10 protein-coding genes are annotated in these 20,272 nt (G+C 56.2%); 8 read left to right on the top strand and 2 right to left on the bottom strand.

Annotated elements, in window-relative coordinates; genetic code table 11:
* From lptG to GX466_04895, 8 genes are all read left to right on the top strand, one after another.
* Complete coding sequence (gene lptG / locus GX466_04930) at positions 1-1,089, top strand: LPS export ABC transporter permease LptG (protein ID NLH93547.1); 1,089 nt, start codon at positions 1-3, stop codon at positions 1,087-1,089.
* A 77-nt stretch (positions 1,090-1,166) separates the two neighbouring features.
* Positions 1,167-2,978 (top strand): peptidylprolyl isomerase, encoded by a 1,812-nt coding sequence (locus GX466_04925; GenBank protein ID NLH93546.1) that lies wholly within the window; start codon positions 1,167-1,169, stop codon positions 2,976-2,978.
* A gap of 6 nt (positions 2,979-2,984) precedes the next feature.
* Positions 2,985-4,358, top strand: a complete 1,374-nt coding sequence (gene glmM / locus GX466_04920; protein ID NLH93545.1) for a phosphoglucosamine mutase — start codon at positions 2,985-2,987, stop codon at positions 4,356-4,358.
* A gap of 545 nt (positions 4,359-4,903) precedes the next feature.
* A complete protein-coding gene (locus GX466_04915; GenBank protein ID NLH93544.1) occupies positions 4,904-5,626 on the top strand; it encodes a class I SAM-dependent methyltransferase in 723 nt (240 codons plus the stop codon).
* 17 nt (positions 5,627-5,643) lie between these two features.
* The gene (locus tag GX466_04910) at positions 5,644-6,903 is read left to right on the top strand and encodes a transcription termination factor Rho (GenBank protein NLH93543.1); all 1,260 of its coding nucleotides are present in this window, start codon (positions 5,644-5,646) and stop codon (positions 6,901-6,903) included.
* Between the two features lie 19 nt (positions 6,904-6,922).
* Positions 6,923-8,044 carry an SPOR domain-containing protein gene (locus GX466_04905; GenBank protein NLH93542.1) on the top strand — a complete coding sequence of 374 codons (1,122 nt, stop codon included), beginning with the start codon at positions 6,923-6,925 and terminating at the stop codon, positions 8,042-8,044.
* Between the two features lie 47 nt (positions 8,045-8,091).
* Positions 8,092-10,686 (top strand): DNA mismatch repair protein MutS, encoded by a 2,595-nt coding sequence (mutS, locus tag GX466_04900; protein ID NLH93541.1) that lies wholly within the window; start codon positions 8,092-8,094, stop codon positions 10,684-10,686.
* Positions 10,683-12,383, top strand: a complete 1,701-nt coding sequence (locus GX466_04895; protein NLH93540.1) for a hypothetical protein — start codon at positions 10,683-10,685, stop codon at positions 12,381-12,383. Before mutS ends, GX466_04895 begins: the two co-directional genes overlap by 4 nt.
* A gap of 402 nt (positions 12,384-12,785) precedes the next feature.
* Here the strand turns inward: GX466_04895 and GX466_04890 are convergent, their stop codons facing one another.
* The gene (locus tag GX466_04890; protein NLH93539.1) at positions 12,786-18,215 is read right to left on the bottom strand and encodes a T9SS type A sorting domain-containing protein; all 5,430 of its coding nucleotides are present in this window, start codon (positions 18,213-18,215) and stop codon (positions 12,786-12,788) included.
* Positions 18,216-18,307: 92 nt separating this feature from the next.
* Positions 18,308-19,315, bottom strand: coding sequence for a hypothetical protein (locus GX466_04885; protein ID NLH93538.1), 1,008 nt, complete (start codon positions 19,313-19,315; stop codon positions 18,308-18,310).
* Between the last annotated feature and the right edge of the window lie 957 nt (positions 19,316-20,272).

Below are 20,272 nucleotides of genomic sequence, written 5' to 3'. Positions count from 1 at the left end.
GTGCGTTTACTTGACCGTTACCTGATCCGGGAATTCCTCAAGACCTATCTGATCGTATTCCTCTCATTCTCAGTCGTTTTCATCGTGATCGACGTGATCGATAACCTCGCCCCCCTCATGCGCAGCGGCGCCACCCCCCAACTGGCCATCCTCTATTATTTGCTGCGCCTGCCCTATCTGATCGTGCTCACGTCTCCTGTAACGGTGCTGATCACCGGTTTGTTTCTGATGAACTCCCTTTCCAAGCACAACGAAAGCGTGGCGATGCGTGCTGCTGGAATTAGCATAACCAGAGCGATGCTGCCGCTTTTCGGATTGGGCTTGCTTATCAGCCTGGGCGTGGCCGTCTTTGGGGAATATGTGCTGCCCTGGGCGGAAAAAACCCGCAACTACGTTTATGACGTGAAGATCCAGGGCGCGCAGGCGGAGGACAACCTGCTCAAAGCAAGGGTGCACTATCAGGGCACAAAGAACGACTTTTACTATTTCGCCTTCTTCGACGGCTATCAAAACACCATCCGGGTTATCGACCTCACCAAGCTCGATCCCAAGGGCAAGGAGGTCTCCGAGCGGGTCACTGCTTCCTCCGCCGTCTGGCAAAAAGACCGCTGGCTGCTCCAGGATTGTGAGATAAGGCGCTTTGACAAAGGAAAGCAGACATATTATGCTTACTATCCCAGCACCACCCTGCCCCTGCTGGATGTGAAGCCGGAGGATTTTGTCCGCATTACCAAAAAAACGCTCTCGCTCAATTTCCCGGAGCTGAGGGAATACATAGCAAGGCTGAACAGGATGGGAGAGCCGGCCAATCGCGAGATTGTGGATCTGCACATGAAGCTGGCCTTCCCCCTCACAAACCTGATCGTGATCTTTTTCTTCATCCCTGTAGCCACATCGAACACCCGCTCCAAAAGCCGGGGCCTGGTTTTCCTGTTGGGCCTGGTGGTTTGCTTCCTCTACCTCATCATGGTGCGTGTGGCGCAAAGCCTTGGCTACAGCGGCGTTATCCCACCCGTTTGGGCTGCCTGGCTGCCCAATCTCATCTTCACTCTTCTGGGTCTGGCCTTCCTGCGCAAAGCCGAGATCTAAAAAAAACCTTGTAGAAAAACGGCCTTTGAAAATATTGGCTTTTCAAAGCGAATTTAACCCATCATGGGAGGAGATAAATGCTCGATAGCCTTAGAAAAAACCAGAAAATAATCGTCTATGTCGTGGCGATAGCCTTCATCCTCAGCCTTGGTGCCGGCGGCATCTTCGGCGGAGAAAGGCTGCTTGAATCTTTCCGGGGCAGATACCTTGGCAAGGTGAACGGAACAACGATCAGCCCGCAGGAATACAATGCCAAGGTCCAGGAAGTGGTTAAACGCTATGAGGACCAGGGCCAGAAAGTGGACGAGACCATGATGTCCTATGTTTACGACACCGCCTGGCGGGAGCTTGTGGACAACGCCCTCTGGCAGCAGCAGATCAAGAAGCACAGAATAAAGGTTTCAGACACCGAGATCAAGAACGCCATGGAAAACGATATTCCGGCCGAACTGCAGCAAAACCCCAATCTGCAAACCAACGGTAGGTTCGATAAAAGTAAATACTTCGCCGCCCTGAACAACAACTTTGAGCTCCGCGCGGCCATGTATCAGAGCATGAAAGAATACCTGCCCAAAAAGAAGCTGCAGGACAAGATCAAAAAAGAAGCCAAGATCACTGTTGACAGCCTCAAAGCTGAATTCATCAAGGAATCTGACACCGTCACCGGCAAGGCCATCTGGTTCGATTTCAACATGGCGGACAATGCCGCTGTGAACGTAACAGACGCCGAGGTGAAAAAGTATTACGAAGACAACAAGGACAAAGAATTCAAAAAAGGCCCCGCCACACGCCTCAAATACATCAGCATCCCCATCAAACCCTCCGAACAGGATTTCAACGATGTGAAGCTGGAAATCGATGATATCTACAACCAGCTTCAGCGCGACGCTGCTAGTTTCGCCGATATCGCCATCGAATATTCCGAAGACCCCGGCTCGGCAGATAGAGGCGGATCCCTGGGCAGATTCAAACGCGGGCAGATGGTCCCGGAATTTGACAAGGTTGCCTTCGCCCTCAAACCCGGCCAGATTTCCAAACCCTTCAGAACCCAGTTCGGCTGGCACATTGTTCGCTGCGACAGCGTCTTTCCCGCCCCTGACGGACAGGAAGAGGTTACCGCCAGTCACATCCTCTTTAAGGTAAACACCACAGAATCCACCCGCAACGAACTGCGCGACCAGGCCAGAGACGCCTCCAAACTGATCGCCAAAAAGGGCATCGACAAAGCGGCAAAGGAACTCAAGCTGGAAGTTACAACCTCACGCTGGCTGGCTCACGACAATCCTCAGATGGAAGGTTTTGGCGAACACGGCGGCCTTTTCCAATTCATGAAATCCAAAAAAGCCGGCAAGGTCTCGGAACCTTTTGTACTAAAGAACGGCGGCGAAAACATCTACGTGGTCGCCCAGGTTTTGGACAACAAGAAATCCTATTACGAGGATTTCGCTGAGAAAAGACTCCAGATTAAATTCGACCTCGAAAAAAAGAAAAAGATCGCATCCGTGAAGGCCAAAGCCGAAAACTTCGTAAAGCGCATTCCCAAGGAAAACTACCTCACCGCCGCGGTGGAGGAAGGCTGGAAAGTGATCGACCTGAATAACCACAAGGCAAAAACCCGCCTTGCCCCTCCAGTGAATGCCCAGTTGGACGACTTCGACAAAGCCGCCCTCGCCCTCAATTCCGGGGGCTGGTCTTCCCTCCTCACAACCAAGGAAGGCCCCTTCCTCATCTTTGCCGAAATCCGCAACAGACCAAATATGCAGGCTTTCGACAAAGTCAAACAGCAGGAAATCCGTGATAGCCTTGAAGACGCGGCCTTCAACCGCTGGTTCCAGCAGCTCCGCAAGGATGCCAAAATAATTGACAACAGGTATAAATTCGGTTATTAAGCAATAATGAGCAAATTGATGACCGGCGTTAGCGGGGTCCGGGGAGTCTTTGGAGACGCCCTGGGCCCCGAAGTCGTTCTGCGTTACGCGGCACGCTTCGGAAGCTTCATTTCCCAAAATTCCCTCTCCCCCGCCCGGGGAGCGAAACCGAAAATCGTGGTGGGCAGGGATTCCCGCACCACCGGTGTGGCCATGCTAAACTGCGTGACGGCAGCCCTGCTCAGCGTGGGTTGCGATGTTATCGACCTCGGCATTGTGGCCACCCCAACCGTCCTTCTGAATGTTAAAAAGCACTCCGCCCAAGGTGGGATCAGCATCACGGCTTCTCACAACCCGCCGGAGTGGAACGCCCTCAAATTCGTGGATGGTGACGGCATGTTCCTCTCCTCTGAAAAAGCAGCCGCGTTTCTGGATTCCGTGATGGAACCCCTGGCCTGGAACGGCTGGGAGAAGATGGGCCGCCTGAGTGAGGACACTGAAGGCACCGCCCATCATCTGGAAAAGGTTTTGGGAATTCCCTGGCTGGACCTGGAGCGGATTCGCGCGCGTAACTTCAAGGTGGTCATCGATTCCGTGAACGGCGCCGGCGGCCTCATTTCGCCGCTGCTGCTCAAAGCCCTGGGCTGCGAAGTCATCGCCATCAATTCCGCCCCCACCGGCGTTTTCGCCCATCCCGCCGAACCCCTGAACGAAAACCTGGCCCAGTTGGAGGAAGAGGTGCGCCGCCAAAAAGCCGACCTTGGCTTCGCCACCGATCCTGATGTGGACAGGCTTTCCATCGTGGATGAACACGGCGCCTGCATCGGTGAGGAATATTCCGTGGCCCTCGCGGAACTTTTCATCCTCCCAAAAAACCCCGGCCCCATCGTTGTTAACCTTTCCTCCTCCATGCTTTCCGACCACATTGCCGGGCTCTTCGGAGTGCCGGTCCACCGGGCCAAAGTGGGCGAAATCAATGTGGGCAAGCTCATGCGGGAATTGAAGTCCCCGGTGGGCGGAGAAGGCAACGGCGGCATCATCTGCCCTGAAGTAAACTACACCCGGGACGCCGTCGCCGGCATGGCCCTCATCCTCGGATTGCTGGCCGAAAGCGGCAAAACCGTTTCCCAACTGGTGGACGAACTCCCCCGCTTTTACTTTGCCAAAGGCCGGCTGGAACTGCCCCCGGAACGCATGAACGACGCCATGACCAGCCTCCCCGGACTTTTGGAAGCCTATGAACTCGACCTGCGCGATGGCGTAAAAGCAACCGCCCCGGACCATTGGATCCACGTCCGCAAAAGCGGAACCGAACCCATTATCCGGATTTACGTGGAAAGCCCTTCCCTGGAGCGCTCCACCCAACTCTGCCAGGACCTCATCGCCAAACTTAGCGTTTAGTCTTTTAACACATTTTCCCAAGCAACTTTAGGCTGCTCTTTGTTTGAACTCTAGCAGCCATTTTATTTGAAAGAGAGCCATAACCGATTCCCGCTTCAATGCCCGTCGGCAAGGCCCTGAGCGCCTGAGTCCATCGCTCTCCCACGCCCCTCGCACAATCCTCGCACCAAATGCGGGTATAATACGGGAGGCACATCAGGAATGATATACAGACCCTTAATGGCCAGACAGCAAAGCTTCTTCCCAGCCACACGCTGGAGTCGAGCGAGGAACGAGCATCGACTCCAGCAATGAATGATTTTCCCGATACATACTGTCGTTCATCCCCGTGGGTTGTCCTGTCGTCCATACTCACTATGTTCGCTGTACGCCAGGATAACGGTAACCACGTTCTTACTAAATGCGCATGAGTCATTAAAAAGCTTGACTAAAAACAGCGGGTAAAAATCAATAGACACGTTCTGTATAGAGTTGCCCGGAACAGCAGTCAGCCTGAGATTCAGGCGATTCATCATCCCTATCACCATCAAGCGAGGATTATCCTTATGAAAGACGCTATTGGCCTTTTGAATCGGATCGAGGCCGCCAACGTCTTGGACGCCGCCACGGGAAGGGGCGATTTCATCACCATCCTGAAGCAGCATCTGGAATCCTATATTCAGATCATTGGGATTGACGCGTCTGAAAAGAGTGTCGATCAAGCCCAGAAACGCTTTCCGGAAAACGATGTGGAAATCTACCGGATGGATCTTGAAGCCCTGGATTTTGACGATGACAGCTTCGATCTGGTGACCATCGCCAATTCCCTGCACCATATTGAGCGTCTGGACAGGGTTTTCGCCGAACTGCTGCGGGTGCTGAAGCCCGGCGGCAGGCTACTGGTGCAGGAGATGTACCGCGACGGCGAGCAGACCGAACCCCAGATAACCCACATCATGATGCACCACTGGCTGGCCTCCATCGACCGGCGTTTCGGGGTTTACCACCAGGAAACCTACACCCGGGAACAAATCCAGGCCATCTTCGCCAAACTGGGACTGAACCAGGTGGAGCAGGTGGATTTTTATCTGCCGGTAGACAATCCCAAGGCTGCCTCGAATTGCGAAAACCTCAAACGCAACTGCGTGGAAACCTTCAAGCGGCTGGAAAGCCTGACCGATGCCGAAGAACTTTTGGATGAAGGGAAGCGGCTGGTGGAACGTATAAACAGCGTGGGCTGTGCCGGCGCCTGCAGTTTGCTGCTGAGCGGAATAAAAAAGAATGTATAAACCAAGGAGTATAAATAATGTCCGAAATAGAGAACCTATTTGAACTGCCACAATCCCAGCTTACCAAGCTGGCCAAAAAATACGAAATACCCGGCTACACCCAGTTGAAAGGTAACAACCTCGTGTTCAAGCTGCTGGAATTCCAAGCCGCCCAGGAGGGTCTGGCCTTCGTTACCGGCTGCCTGGAAATCATGGAAGACGGCTTCGGCTTCCTCCGCTTCCCGCAAAACAACTATCTGCCCGGACGCGACGACGTCTATGTCTCGCTCACCCAGATCCGCAGATTTGGCCTCAAGAGCGGCCACATGATATCCGGCCCGGCGCGTTCCCCCAAGGAAGGGGAAAAATATTTCGCACTGCTGCGCGTGGACGCCGTGAACTACATGGCCCCCACCTCCATGCAGGACCTTCGAACCTGGGATGAACTCACGCCCTACTACCCCGCCGAGCGCCTCAATCTGGAATTTGACCCCAAAAACTATTCGACCCGCATCATCAACCTCTTCACCCCCATTGGCAAAGGCCAGCGCGGGCTGATCGTTGCCGCGCCCAGAACGGGAAAAACCACCCTGCTGCAGGATACCGCCAACGCCATCCTAACAAATCACCCCGAGGTTTACCTGATCGTGCTGCTGGTGGACGAACGCCCAGAAGAGGTTACCGAGATGAAGAAGATCCTGCGTCCCGGAAACCGCGAGGTGATCAGCTCCACCTTCGACGAATCGCCGAAAAACCACACCGCCGTTAGCGAGATGGTGCTGGAAAAAGCGAAACGGATGATCGAGCTGAATCAGGACGTGGTAATCGTTTTGGACAGCATCACGCGTCTTGCCCGGGCTTACAACAATATCACCCCTTCCAGCGGAAAAGTGCTGTCCGGCGGTATTGACGCCAACGGCTTGATTAAACCCAAAAAATTCTTTGGCGCCGCGCGCAACACTGAGGAAGCCGGCTCCCTCACCATCATTGCCACCGCCCTCATCGACACCGGCTCCAAGATGGACCAGGTGATTTTCGAGGAATTCAAGGGCACCGGAAACATGGAACTGGTGCTGGACCGCAGCATTTCGGACATGCGTCTCTACCCCGCCATCGACCTTGTAAAGAGCGGAACCCGCCGCGAAGAACTGCTGCTCACGCAAAACGAAATGAACCGCATGTACGTGCTGCGTAAATACCTCAAGACCATCAGCCCAATCCAAGGCATCGAAACCCTGCGCAAGCGGATGCAAACCACCAAAGACAACGACGAACTGCTGAATTCGATGAGCAACTGAGCGCCGAGGTCCTCTCCCGATGCTCCATATTCCGCTCAGAATATCCATCTTTCTGCTGCTGGCGCTACTGCCCCTGGCCGCTTTCGCAGTGGATTTCCGCAAGGAATTCCAAGCCCTGGAAGACCTTTGGCTGAAGGGAAAGCTGGCAGAACTTCCCGGCCAATTGTACAAAAGCTCGCCTAAGAACGACGAGGAGCGCGCCCTGCAGACCTATCTGAGCGCGATGCTCAAGCAAGGCAAGGACGATACCCTCGTGCTGCTGAACCAGGCCGCGGACCGCTATCCCTCCACCTTTTATGGCCAGCAAAGCATGCTGGAGACAGCCAAGCTGCACATTCTGGAACGCGACATCCCCGCCGCGGAAGCCAGGCTGAAAAAGATTTCCTCGCCCGAACTGCCGGAACGCTTTTACTGGCTGGCCTACTGCGCCCAGTACCGCGATGACCACAATGGCGCCATCGCCCACGGGGAAAACTATCTGCGGGCCGCGCTAAGCGGAAAGTTCGCCGAAGACACCCACTACATCATTGCCAGTGCCTATCAGAACCAGAGCAAGTTCTACAGCGCCATTTCCAGCCTGGAAAAACTGCGCGCCCTGCCCGGCCTACCCAAAAACAAGCAGTATTTCCACTATCTGCTGGGGCGCCTCCACCATCAGAATGGTAATTGCGTCGAGGCCCTCACCAACTACCAGACTGGGTTTGAGATCAACCGCAAGTCCCAGCTTGCTTTCGAGATCGAGGACCGCCTCTTTGAACTCAAGGACAGATACGGCTCGCAGGTCGATCTTTCATTCCTCTATCCCTACACGGAATTGGATCTTCCGGAACTTGTTACCGAGCCAGAGGTTCAGCCCTTGCCGGCTCTGGCGGAAGCAGATCTTAATTCCCCGGCCAAGCTGGAGGCCAAACCTGCCGGAACCTTTGTGCAGGCGGGACGCTTTGGCAAAGAAAAGAACGCCCGCAACCTTACGGACGTGATCCGAGCTATGAAGCTGAAAGCCAACTACTTTGAGGACAGGGGCAACAAATCCGTGCCTTGGGTGGTGGTGAGCGGTCCCTACGCCTCTCAAAGCGAAGCGAACAGCGTGGCCGGCATCCTGCGCGCCAATTCAATCGAATGCTTCGTCACCCGTTTTTGAAACCTTAAATGAAAAAGTCCACCACCCCGGATGCCAGGCTGACTCCCATGCTGAGGCAGTTTCAGGAGGTGAAGCAAGCCCATCCGGACAAGCTTATCCTCTTTCGCATGGGCGATTTTTACGAGACCTTTTTTGATGACGCCCACACCGCTGCCCGCATCCTAAACATAACCCTCACCTCCCGCGACAAAAACAGCGAAAACCCCGTTCCCCTGGCCGGTTTCCCCTATCACGCGCTGGACAGCTATCTGGACAAGCTCATCCAGGCCGGCCTCAAGGTGGCCATCTGCGAGCAGACCGAAGACCCCAAACAGGCTGTGGGACTGGTGAAGCGCGAAGTTGTGGAAATCATCACGCCGGGAACCGTGCTCGACCATGCCCTCATCTCCGGCAGCGCGAACAACTTCCTGGCCGCCGTCTGGTATAAAAACGAAAACCGCCGAATCGGCCTGGCCAATCTCGACCTCTCAACCGGTGAATTCAGCTTCACGGAACTGAGCGGGGACGAGCTTGTGAACGAGCTTTTGCGCCTTAAGCCCAGCGAGATCATCGTGGACGGCAGCGCCTCCGAGGCCTTCCTCAAAAGCCTCAAGCTGGAATACTCGCCCACCATCACAATATTCGACAGCTGGCAGTTCCGGCCTTCGGAAGCCGCTTCCATCCTGAAAAAACACTTCCAGGTGCATTCCCTGGAAGCCTTTGACGCCCAGGGCAGAACAGCCGGGGCCACCGCCGCCGGGGCAGCCCTTGCCTATGTGCAATCGCTTCAGCAGACGCCCCTAACCCACATCAGCTCGCTGCGCTATTACTCCCTGAGCAACTTCATGCAGCTCGACGAAATCAGCCGCCGCAACCTTGAACTCATCCGTTCCATCCGCTACGGCGAACGCCACGGCAGCTTGCTGGCAATTCTGGACCAAACCCAGACCGCGATGGGCTCGCGCCTCATCCAGAGCTGGCTGCTCCATCCCCTGCTGGATACAGTCGAGATCGTCAAAAGGCAAAACCTGATCAAGGCCTTCCTGACAAACACCGCCTACCTCAAGGACGTGCGCTCCAGCCTGCACGAGATCGGCGACGTTTCCCGCCTCGTTTCCAAGCTGGGCGCCCTGCGCATCAACCCCCGCGAGCTTATCGCCCTGCGCTCCTACCTCCTGGTGCTGGGCGAACTGAAAGAGCGGCTGCGGGCTTACAACCAACCCCTCATCACCGCTTTGGCGGACGATTTGGATGGTTTCGACGCTCTGGCCGATGCCATCGGCGCCGCCCTTCGTCCACAACCGCCCCTCACCATCACCGAAGGCGGCATCTTCAATCCAGGCTACAACAAGGATCTGGACGAACTGCTGGAACTCGTCCACGACGGCAAATCCTGGATCGCCCGCCTGGAGGACGACGAGCGCAAGAAAACAGGCATCAGCACCCTCAAAGTAGGCTACAACCGTGTCTTCGGCTACTATCTGGAGGTCGGCGCCAGCCGCAAATCCAAAGTGCCGGATTACTATGTGCCAAAACAGACCCTGGTGAATTCCGAACGCTACATTTCGCCCCGGCTTAAGGAATTCGAGGCTAAAGTGCTCAGTTCGGAAGAGAAGATCAAAAACCTCGAATACGAGCTCTACAAAGACTTCCGCCAGCAGGTGGCCGCCAACCTGGAAGCCCTGCAAGGCCTCAGCGCCACCCTCGCCCTCACAGACGTGTTGAGCAGCCTGGCCTGGCTGGCTTGGCAAAACAACTACTGCTGTCCCGTTTTCACCGAGCAGCGCACCCTCACCATTGAAGCCGGCCGCCATCCAGTTATCGAACAGCTCATCGAGGACCAGGAATTCATTCCCAACGACACTTCCCTGGATTACCCAGATACCACTATCGCCATTATCACCGGACCGAACATGGCAGGAAAATCAACCTATCTGCGTCAGGTGGGACTTCTGGTCATTATGGCCCAGATCGGCAGTTTCGTGCCTGCCAAACATCTTTCCATGCCCATTTTCGACCGCGTTTTCACCCGCGTGGGCGCTTCCGACAACCTCGCCCAGGGCCAGAGCACCTTTTTGGTGGAGATGATAGAAACGGCAAACATCCTCCACACCGCCACAGAAAACTCACTCATCCTGCTGGACGAGATCGGCCGCGGAACCTCCACTTTCGATGGCCTCAGCCTCGCCTGGTCCATCATCGAATACATCCAGAAATATAAACACAGCCTCACCCTCTTCGCCACCCACTATCACGAGCTCACGGAACTGGAAAACATCTATCCGGACATCCGCAATTACAATGTGGTGGTGAAGGAATACAATGACCAGATGATCTTTCTGCGCAAGATTGAGCGTGGCGGCGCCGACCAGAGTTACGGCATCCAGGTGGCCCGGCTGGCTGGCATCCCGGACCGCGTTATCCGCCGTGCCCGGGAAATCCTGCGCAACCTTGAGGACCACGAAATATCGCCCCAGGGCCTCACCGCCTCCATCCGCCGCAAACTGAACCGCACCAGCCCCCAGATAGAGCTCTTTGAGGTGCTGGCGGATAAAGTCTCGGAAATCGACCCCATCGTGGATGAGATCAAGGATCTCGACCTTGACAGTCTCACCCCCATCGAGGCCTGGCAAAAACTAAAAGACCTACAGGACAGATTATGACCAAGCTCGCCCCCCTCTTCGCCATACTGCTGGCGCTGGCTTTGCTGTTGGCCTGCTGCGGCGCCAATCAGGGCAACCTGGCCGGACGCATCAACGGCCAACCCGTCACCGCTGAATCTTTCAACGATGCCTACCGCGGCCATTACGCCAACTTTCAGTGGCTCAACAACCGCGCCCCCTCCCGCGAAGAAAGGGAACTGATCAAGCAGCAAACCTGGACAGACGCCGCCAGGGGCGTGATCCTCAGGCAATGGTTCGCCAAATACAAAATCAGCGCCACCCCCTCCGAAGTGGTGGACACCCTCTCCAAAAACATCCCCTCATACATCCTCAGCTCCCCTCTCTTCATGACCGATGGCGTCTTCGACCCCAAGATATACCACCAGTCGCTGCTTTACGACTCGCCGGAAAACCTCGCCATACTGCGCCAGGATTTCCTGGATTGGAAGGTGCCCATCATGAAGCTGAAGCAGGAACTCATTGTCAGGGAACTTTTGGACAAAAAAGAGCGCCAGTTCATCACCGGCATCCTCCAGAGCAGAGCTGACGTGGAATTTACCCTGCTGGAACTGGCAGGCATCGATCCCTATGTTTCGCAGGATGAAGTGCGCGCCCATTATCAGAAAAACCTGGCAGATTACCGCCTGGAACCCTTTGTCAGCCTGTCCTGCGCCACCATGGAGGTCCTGCCTTCCCGCACTGACATCCACCACGCCAACCTCTACGCCGATTCCCTCTATCAGGAGCTCAGCGCCGGAACGCCAGTCTCCGCCCTGTTGGAGGGCAACCATCCCCTCGCCGCCAGCCTGGTTTTCAAAAACTCCGGATTTCTCAGCGTTGCATCCCTCGATCCCATTGTTTACAAGCAACTCAGCGAACTGGAGGAAGGCGCCTGGGGACGGCCTCTGCAAACTGCCAGCGGCACCACGCTCCTCCAACTGGAAAAACGCACCAAGAGCATGTGCAGCTTCAATTCCCTCTGGCTGCCCTACCATCCCTCGGCTTCCAGGATCGAAGCCCTGCGTCCCGAAGCCGAACTCGCGGTTAAGCTTGCCCGCCTGAAAGGCCACGCCACCGCTTGCGAGGAAATGGACCTGCCCCGCTATAAAGTGCACAAGGCCAATCCCGACAGCCTCTGGTATCCGGATGCCCAAATCGTGGAAGCCATCCGCGCCCAGTTGCCCGGTCAGCCCGCCGGTCATGTTTTCGACGCCCTCTATTCAGATTCCACCAGCAAGTGGGTTATTGTGGAACTCAACGCCGCTGCGCTCGACGAACACCTTCCCCTGTCCTCTGTGGAAGCTGATATCAGGGATTTCCTTGCTCACGACAAACGCGAACAACTCGCCCTGCAAATCTCCCAAAGGATAATCTCCGGACAGGACCCCGTCCCTGCCAATTCCACCATCCGCAACATTGAAGGCCTCTCCCCCGCCTCCCAGGCCCTCGGCAAACACACTTCCGTCATATTCCACGGCATCCTTCGCCGCCACCAGCAAAACCTGCTCCAGGAAGCCTTTATCATGGATGGCTTCGTCTGGCTGCCCCGCGTGATTTCCGTCTCCCGCGATGCCAGCCTCAAAGTGGACGAGGCCCAGGTCCAGGCCGTTTTTGCCGCCAGCCTTCCTGACAACTGGTTCGACGTCTGGATGGAGCAGCAACTGCGCAAGGCCAACATCCAGAAATACATGGACTGACAGACACAGGCAGTTTCAGACACAAGAGAGTGAAGCCCTGAGGGCGGTGGAACATTATGCCCGCCGCAATGTCCCCTTAGCCAGGCCCTGAGCCCCTGCGTTTATCCCCCTCCCATGACTCTCGTATGATTCTCGCATCTAATGCGGGTATCGTGCGGGAGGCGTATCACAAATCAAGCATAGGGCCTTAACGGCCAGTCAGCAAGCCACACGCTGGCGTCGAGCGAGGAACGAGCATCGACGGCAGCAACAACACTTCCTGTAGTCCATGCTCACTGCGTTCGCTGTACGCCAGGGCATCCCCTCACTTTCGGTGCTGTTCGCAACCCACCCACCTTCAAAGAGAACCAAAAAAAAGGCCGGAGCGAAAACTCCGGCCTTATCCACTCTATAAGGAGAGAATCACTTCAGCAGCACCGCCTTGCGCGAGGCTGTGAGCGTGGGGGATTCGATGCGGAAGAAGTAAATTCCGGAGGATACGGGGCGGCGTGATTCGTCGGTGCCGTCCCAGAGTATCCTGTGGGTGCCTGCGCCGAGGGGGGCCTGCAGCAGACGGCGCACAAGCTGGCCCTTCACGTTGTAAACGGACAGGGTGACCGGGGTTGCCTCCGCGAGGTCGAACATGACAGTGGTGCTGGGGTTGAAGGGGTTCGGATAGTTTTGGTAGAGGCACGAGACCAGCGGCGGGGTGTGTGGATCGTCTGCATCCACAGGGGGCCAGGCGACGCTGATGATATTCGTGGCCACGCTTTCCCCAGCGTCGTAGCAGGCCAGCACGTAATAGCGGTATTCGCCGTTAATGGCCGGGATTTCGCCCCAGGCGACATCCGTAACGATGGCTACCAGTTCAAAGGGACCGGAATGCTGCTTGCGGAAGACCTTGTAGCTTAGCTGTGGAGAAGGCGGAGCGGCTGGAGCCGCCCAGAAAAGGGAAAGCGAATCATTGGCCACGCTGTATTCCAGATCCGTGGCCGGCGCGAACCAGGTGAGCAGATAATCCTGCGTGAAGCTGGGGGCGCTCACGCTCAGATTCACGGGAAACACGCTCTGGGACTGGTATCCGGGGCCGGAAGCGGTCAGGTTGTGCTCGCCCTCCGGCAGATAGAGGGTGTAGGCCCCTGCGGAGTTTGGACGGATGCTGATGGCCTGGTCGTTTTGCACGAAGAGGGTGGAATAATCGTCATCCGGGCGTGTGGTTTGCATCGTGCCGCTCACCTTGCCGGCAAAGGGGATGAAGCCTGTGGTCTGAACGTCATCCAGATACCAGCCCTGCCTCTGGACCGAGCCGTCCGAGGCAAAGGTCCAGCGGAACCTCACGGTCTGATTGGGATAGGCAGCCAAGGAGAAGCGGGCCTGGGTCCAGCCGCCGCTGTTGCCGGAATATCCCGGACCGTTGAGTGCGGACAGGTTTTGGTGGGTGTATCCGTTCTCCGGAGTGAGCAGGGTCCAGGTCACGCCGTTGTTGGTGGAAATCTTCACGTTGCCGCCGTCGTAGTTCTGCTCGGTGTCAAACTTGTGGTAAAACTCCAGCACGAAATTGCTGCCGATGAAGACGGGCGGCGAAGTGAGGGTCCAATTTGCGTTGTTCGAATACTGCTGGTTGATGCGGGTGCCCCATACCTTGGTGCCGGAGTGGGCTCCGGCAGTCGAATCCGTGCCCCACTCCCAGCCGTTGGTGGCGGGCTGGGCTTCAAATGCGCCGTTGCCGTCCTCAAAATCCTCGGACATGCCTGTGGTTCCCACATTGAGCAGGACAGTATCGTTCTGCGCATCAACCGCTTCGCCCAGATAAGTAAGGTAGAAAGTGAGGTTGTTGCCCACGACCACATTGGGCGAAAGGCTTACCTCGTAAACGGCCTGGCTCATGGCGCCGGCGGGGATGGTGGGGATGAGCTGCTCAGAATTCACCAGGGTGACGTCTTCACTGAGGCACATGATGTTGCTGGTGAGGTTGTAGGCGTCCACAAATCCGTTGTTCAGATAGTTCACGATCAGGTTGAAGGTTTCGCCGGGATCGGCCAGTCCGTTCACATTGCCCTGCAGATCGCTGATATAGATGTCGTTGACCACAATGGCCGGCTTCCTGATGGTGAGGTTGAGGGGATAAGTCCACTCGTTGCCGTCGATGCTAACCACAAACTGGAGTGGAATCACGAGGCCATCAGTACAGTCGGGCGAGGCGGTGACCGTGAAAGGCACCACATTAAAGGCGTGGCCGCTGCCGGGGATGTCGGGACAGGCGCTTTGGGGATTGGCGATGGTGAGGAACGGGCTCTGGCTGGAAACGGAAATATTTACGTTGGTGGCGGCGTTGATGCCGAGGTTGTTCAGCTTGAGCCCTATCTCGGCGGTTTCGCCCGGCTCCAGCCAGGAATTGCCGTTGGCGTCGTTAAGGATGAGTTCCCCCACCACCAGATAGGCGTTTTGATACAGCACAGGCACGGTGGTGATGAGCAGGACCTTTCCGTTGTCAAGCGGCTGCGCGGCAGGCGGATACTGGTTGGCGAAAGTGTATTCCAGGCCGCGGAGGTTGGTGTGGTCGCGGATGCCCACTGTGGCATATTTGCCGTGGGTGGGGCTATAGCCGCTGCTGCCGATATCCACGTTGTTGAAGACCTTGTACTGGATCTTGATGATGCCATCTCCCAGGCTGGAGGGATAGTAAAGCGGATCGTAGAAGATCACCTGGAAGGTTTCCTCGCTGGTGCGGTTGTAGCCGTTTTTGAGGTTGTTGTACTGGATGATTAATCTGTGTTCGTTGGAGTCGTACCACTGGTAGATTGCGCCTCCGGAGAGGATCACGAGGTCGTCCCAGAAAGGCGCGACCATCGGCGAGGGACCCTGTCCGCCAGGCATCCTGCCATTGCGGAATTCGCCGTCGTTGGTTACGCCAAAGGCGATGAAACCGTTAACGCAGACCGTGATTTGGTCATAGTCCACTCCGTAGAAACGGAAAGTGAAAGGCAGGTCGATGGTCTCGAGGACATCGCTGTCATTCTGGTCACCTTCGTCGTCGGAGACGCCAGGGTCGTGGAGCCCGGTGATTTGGGTGCCGCTGCCTCCGAGGCTGGGCACTATCTCAATCCATTCGTAGCTGGGGCAGTCCGGATAGGCGGTGTCCGAGACGTCGTAGATGAAATAGCCGTATTCGTCGGGACCCAGGGGCGTGTTTTGCGCCACTGTGCCGATGGGCAGTGAAAAGTGGGCGATCTGCTCGAATCCGTCTGCATTGTAGAGCCTGAGTCTGAAGGGGATCATCATTCCGGGTATCAGCAGGGGCCGGGCGAAGAGGCCATAGCCTTCGATGGAAGAGGCATTCATGCCTGCCGGGATGCTGCCGAAATAGGAGAGGTTGTCCGTTACCTCCACCAGGTCGTTGAGGGCGGTGAGTTCACCGTAAATGTCGTTGACGCCAAAGACGGAGGAGTTTTTCACCGCGAGGGTGAGGATGCCGTTTTCGGAGGGGTCCAGCACGTTGTCGCCGCCGGCGCTCACGCTGTGGTTGATCACGCTGAGGTCGGCGTTGAAGCCGCCCAGGTAGAATAACACCTGATAGCTGTTGGCGGCGCTGTCGGTGAGTTCCAGGGTGAAGCGGCAATTGTGGAAAGCGGGGATGTTCCGGTCAAAGCTGATGAGGAAGGGGACGCTGTTCTGGGCAGTCTGTTCCGCCGTGATGGCGGGCCAGGCGCTGTTGGCCTGGGTGACGGTCACCAACTGATCGGCCGTGCTGAGCACACCGGTGATGCCGTCGATGGCGGCGGTGGTGGTGTTGTGGAGCTCCACGCTCAGGGCAATGGTCTCCCCGGCGTTGATGAAGCTGTCGCCATTGCCGGAGGAGCCGGAACTGCCGTCATCCGCGATGGTTTTGGAGAGATAGACCAAAGAGCCTGCCGAGTCGATCAGCAGGGTCTGCTGGGAAGGCTTGTGATCGTGTTTGGAGGCGGTGATCAGCAGGTCGCCGGTCACGAAATTGGGCACCAGGAGGGTAACCATTCCGCTTTCGTCCGTGAAACCCTTGGCCACCACATCGCCATAACCGTCGTTATAGATGGTAACGCTCACCCCTTCCACGGGGGTCAAAGATGGATCGGAAACCTGGATGTCCACAAATGGGGTCCCGCGGGGGATGGAGTCCGGGGCTGATATGACCAGGCTTTGGGGTATGCCAATGAAGGTTTCCACGGTGGGATCGCCCATCAGGTTGCACCAGTGGGCAGAACTGTTGGCATGGTTGGTATTGGTCTGGCCGTACATGTTGTGCAGATAGAGACGGCCGTTGAGCAGGGCCTCGCCCATGCTACGCATCCCGTAGAGGAAAATGCCGTCGAAGATGCCGGTCGCGAGGGCGTTGTTCAACATCGTTTTGGTGGCGATGGTGGCCATGCCGATGGCGGTGAGGGCGCCTCTGGGAACGGCTTCGGTGCCCAGGCGGATGAAGGCTTCAGAGGTGGTTTCCTGGGAGGCATAACTGCCGGTTCCGCAGGTCAGCATGACGGCGTGAGGCAGCCGGGGACCGTTATTCAGGGAATTGCTGGGGCTCCAGCCGCTCATGTTGATATAGCCGCGGTAGTTGAAAAAGCTCACGCCCTGGTTGATGCCGTTGTTGATGGTGGAGGGGAAACCGCCGGTGTAGTTTTCGATGTAAGTGTAATCGGGATGGACTTCATGACTCATCTCGTGGATGTACTGGTTATTGTAAACCGTGGATATGCCGGAGTAGGAGCGGTCGCCGATGAGCAGCATGCGGTTCAGCCAGGCGGCGGCGTCGGGAGCGTTGTTTATGTTCTTTTCGTAGGTGTAAACCTTGTTCAGGATGGTGATAAGCTGGGTAAGGTCCTGCACTGAAATGCGGCCGATGAACGCGTCGCCCAGGAGGTCGCTGCCAGCCAGGTGGGTATAGGGATAATCGCCTTCACCGTTGCGGCCGCTGTAGGACTCAAACCAGGCCGGGATCGGGTAGTTGCCGCTGGTATCGCCCAGCAGGATAATGAAATCCGGGCGGGTTTCCGGATTGTTGTACTGGCTTTGGATATAGTTCTTGATGCTGGTGGTGCTGGCTCCGCCGGTCTGGGAGGTGCTCACCACGTTCACGGCATAGCCCTTTTGGCGTTTCCAGGTGGCAAATTCATTCAGCTTGGTCAGGAACACAGGGTCGCTGTTGTTGCCGTGGATCAGCAGGATGCGGGCATGGGAAGGCGCGGTCTCAAGGTTGCGGTAATCGGCGAAATTGGCGATTTGGGCCTCGTATATCTTCCTGAAAGCCTGGCTGTAGCCCGTATAATCGGGCAGTTCGTTGAGGCCGGGTTCGGCAGTGAAATCCAGGGTGACCTCTATATCCCTGAAAGTGGCCAGGCGCTTGGTGGCGGGATCGTATTGGCAGGGATAAACGTTGATCTGAACCACGCGGAAATCACGCAGGATGGCGGGTTCTGAGGCCGTTGCCAGGCTGGAGGGGAAAAGCCCGCCGTAAGGGACCGCCACGCCGTCCCAGCCTTCCCTGCATATTTTGGGCTCGTCAAGCTGGCTGTATTCCACCCCGCCGTTGCTGTAGGAAAGGGTGAAGCTGCCCCGGGGCGGGATAGCCACCATGGTGCTGAACACGGGAAGTTCCGGCTGGCCGGGTTCGCAGGTGCCCAGCGCGCCTTCCATGCGGATTTCCCGGACGCTTTGGCCTCCGTCTTCGCCGGCGGAAAATCTGAGGGCGGGCACGGAAACCGCGAGTTTAAGCTGGCTGCCGGTGGACCGCGCGACCGAGAACGGGCTTGCTGTTTCGGCGTTCAGAGCGACAAGGCAGAGCAGCGCCAACAGGGTGAGTGACAGGATCCTTTTCATTGTATCTTCCTTGTATCGTTAAATCAAAAACCTGGAGTTGAGGCTCCAGGTTATGGTTGCGATTTTGGCATAAAGGTTTTCTTTTGCTTTGTTCATTTGATGGCATAGATCAGGACACCCTGGTCCCGGGAGGCTACGACCAGTTTTCCCTTGTTGAATTTGGCGTTGTTGGTGTAGCCGGCGGATCGGAGGTTCTGCTTCAGGATGGGACTGCTGGGATTGCTGATGTCAAAGAGGTAGATGCCGCCACTGCCTGAGCTAACGGCGGCCAGACTGCCCATAATGTCGATGCTGGTGGCGTAGCCGGTGGTGTCGAAGGTATGCACCAGCAAGGGTTCGGCGGGCGCGCCGATGTTCACCACGTTCAGGCCGCCCTGGCGGCTGGCGACGTAGGCATAATTCCCCGCGACCTTCACCTGCAGGGCCTGGCCGGGGAGTGCGATTTCGCTCACCTTCTCTTTGGTGGCGCGGTCGTAAATGACCAATCCGCGCTGTTCGGCGGCCACATAGATGTAGTTGTCCGTGGCGTCCATTCCCGAAGCGGTGGCGGGAGTGGTGATCACGTAATCTGTGCCCAGATAGAGTCCGCCGTTGTAGCGAACGTACATCAGGTTGCGTCCTGCCCCGAAAAAGCCCTGGACGATATTGTCATCCACAGGGGCCTCAATGGCACTGAAAGAAATCGATTGCAGGCCGTCCGTGCCGCCGGTGATGGAATCAATCAGCCTGAGCGAATCCGGATCGGAGTAATCGACAATACGGATTTTGTCCGCGCTCACATACTCGCCCAGGAAGAGCAGTTTGTGCTCGCCGACTGCCGAGATATTGCGGATGTTCACCAGTGTGGCGTCCGCGCTGGGGGGATAGATATCCGTCCACCAACGCTGAGAGTAATCCGTGGCATCGATCACGGAAATGCCGCCCTGGTCCTGGGCCACAAAAATGCTCTCGTTGTCAAAAGACAGGTCCACGGGATTGCCGACCACCTGCACCTGCTTTAGCAGGCTGAGGACGTCCTGGTCCTCCCAGGCGGGATTGCGCCGCGAGCATCCGCAAAGGATGAGCAGCACCGCCGCGAACAGTACGATCTGCTTTTTCACCATGTTCAAATCCTCCCAGGGGAATAAAATTTATGATTATGCATATAGTAGATGCAAGAATCGTTCCGAATCTGCCACAATAACTGCGGATTCCTTTCCCAAAGCCTTTTTCGCCCACGGACAGGCCGTTTGCCCCTTCCCACTAACATCCCGTAAACTCCCCTTAAATTCCCGCCCGGCCAATGGGAACTCAGCGGGAAGTATTTTAGATGTGTATGGGATGGAGCAAGTGGGGCTTCTATTGATAATGGGTATCAAAACGGGAGCAAGTACACAAATTGCGCGAATTCATACGAATTGCTTTTCCAGTTACGCTACCAACTGTGGTAGATAACCTAAAATAAAGGACTTACTTCCCAATCGGGCAAGTAATCCATATGTTTGGAGCCCGAAGGTCCCAGAACGATTGGCCGACGGGGACATCGACCTTCCTGACGCTGGCGTCGAGCGAGGCACGAGCATGGACGCCAGCAACATCTCCTGTAGTCCATACTCGCAAGCTCGCTGGACTACAGGCTCACCCACGTTGGAAGGCTAATCCACTCATTTGGAATACAGCCTAACGAGTCTCAATATAGAGCGCCGATTTGACCAAAGCATGGAAAACGAAAAACAAGCTCATTATAAAGTCTCACCGAAAATTGCAAATCGTCTCACCGAAAATTGCAAGCCACCAAAATGGGGCATTTCTCGCATGCTCTGATCGGGAAGTTTGTATCACTGAAAATTGCAAATGTATCATCGAAAATTGCAAGCGTATCACTGAAAATTGCAAGGAAGTATCACCGATAAATGCAAGAAAGTATCATCGAAAATTGCAAGCGCAATCCATCCTGATTCATGATAAAAAAACGTGGGAAACACCGGGCGGCGTTCCCACGTATCGGAGGGCATTCTATGTAGGGTCTGTAGGCTATCTGCAATGTCTTCTTATGCCCGATTTCTGTCAATCAAAGA

Source organism: Candidatus Cloacimonadota bacterium (genome assembly GCA_012516855.1).
Classification (GTDB): Bacteria; Cloacimonadota; Cloacimonadia; order Cloacimonadales; family Cloacimonadaceae; genus Syntrophosphaera.
This window is presented reverse-complemented; position numbering and strand designations above follow the sequence as displayed.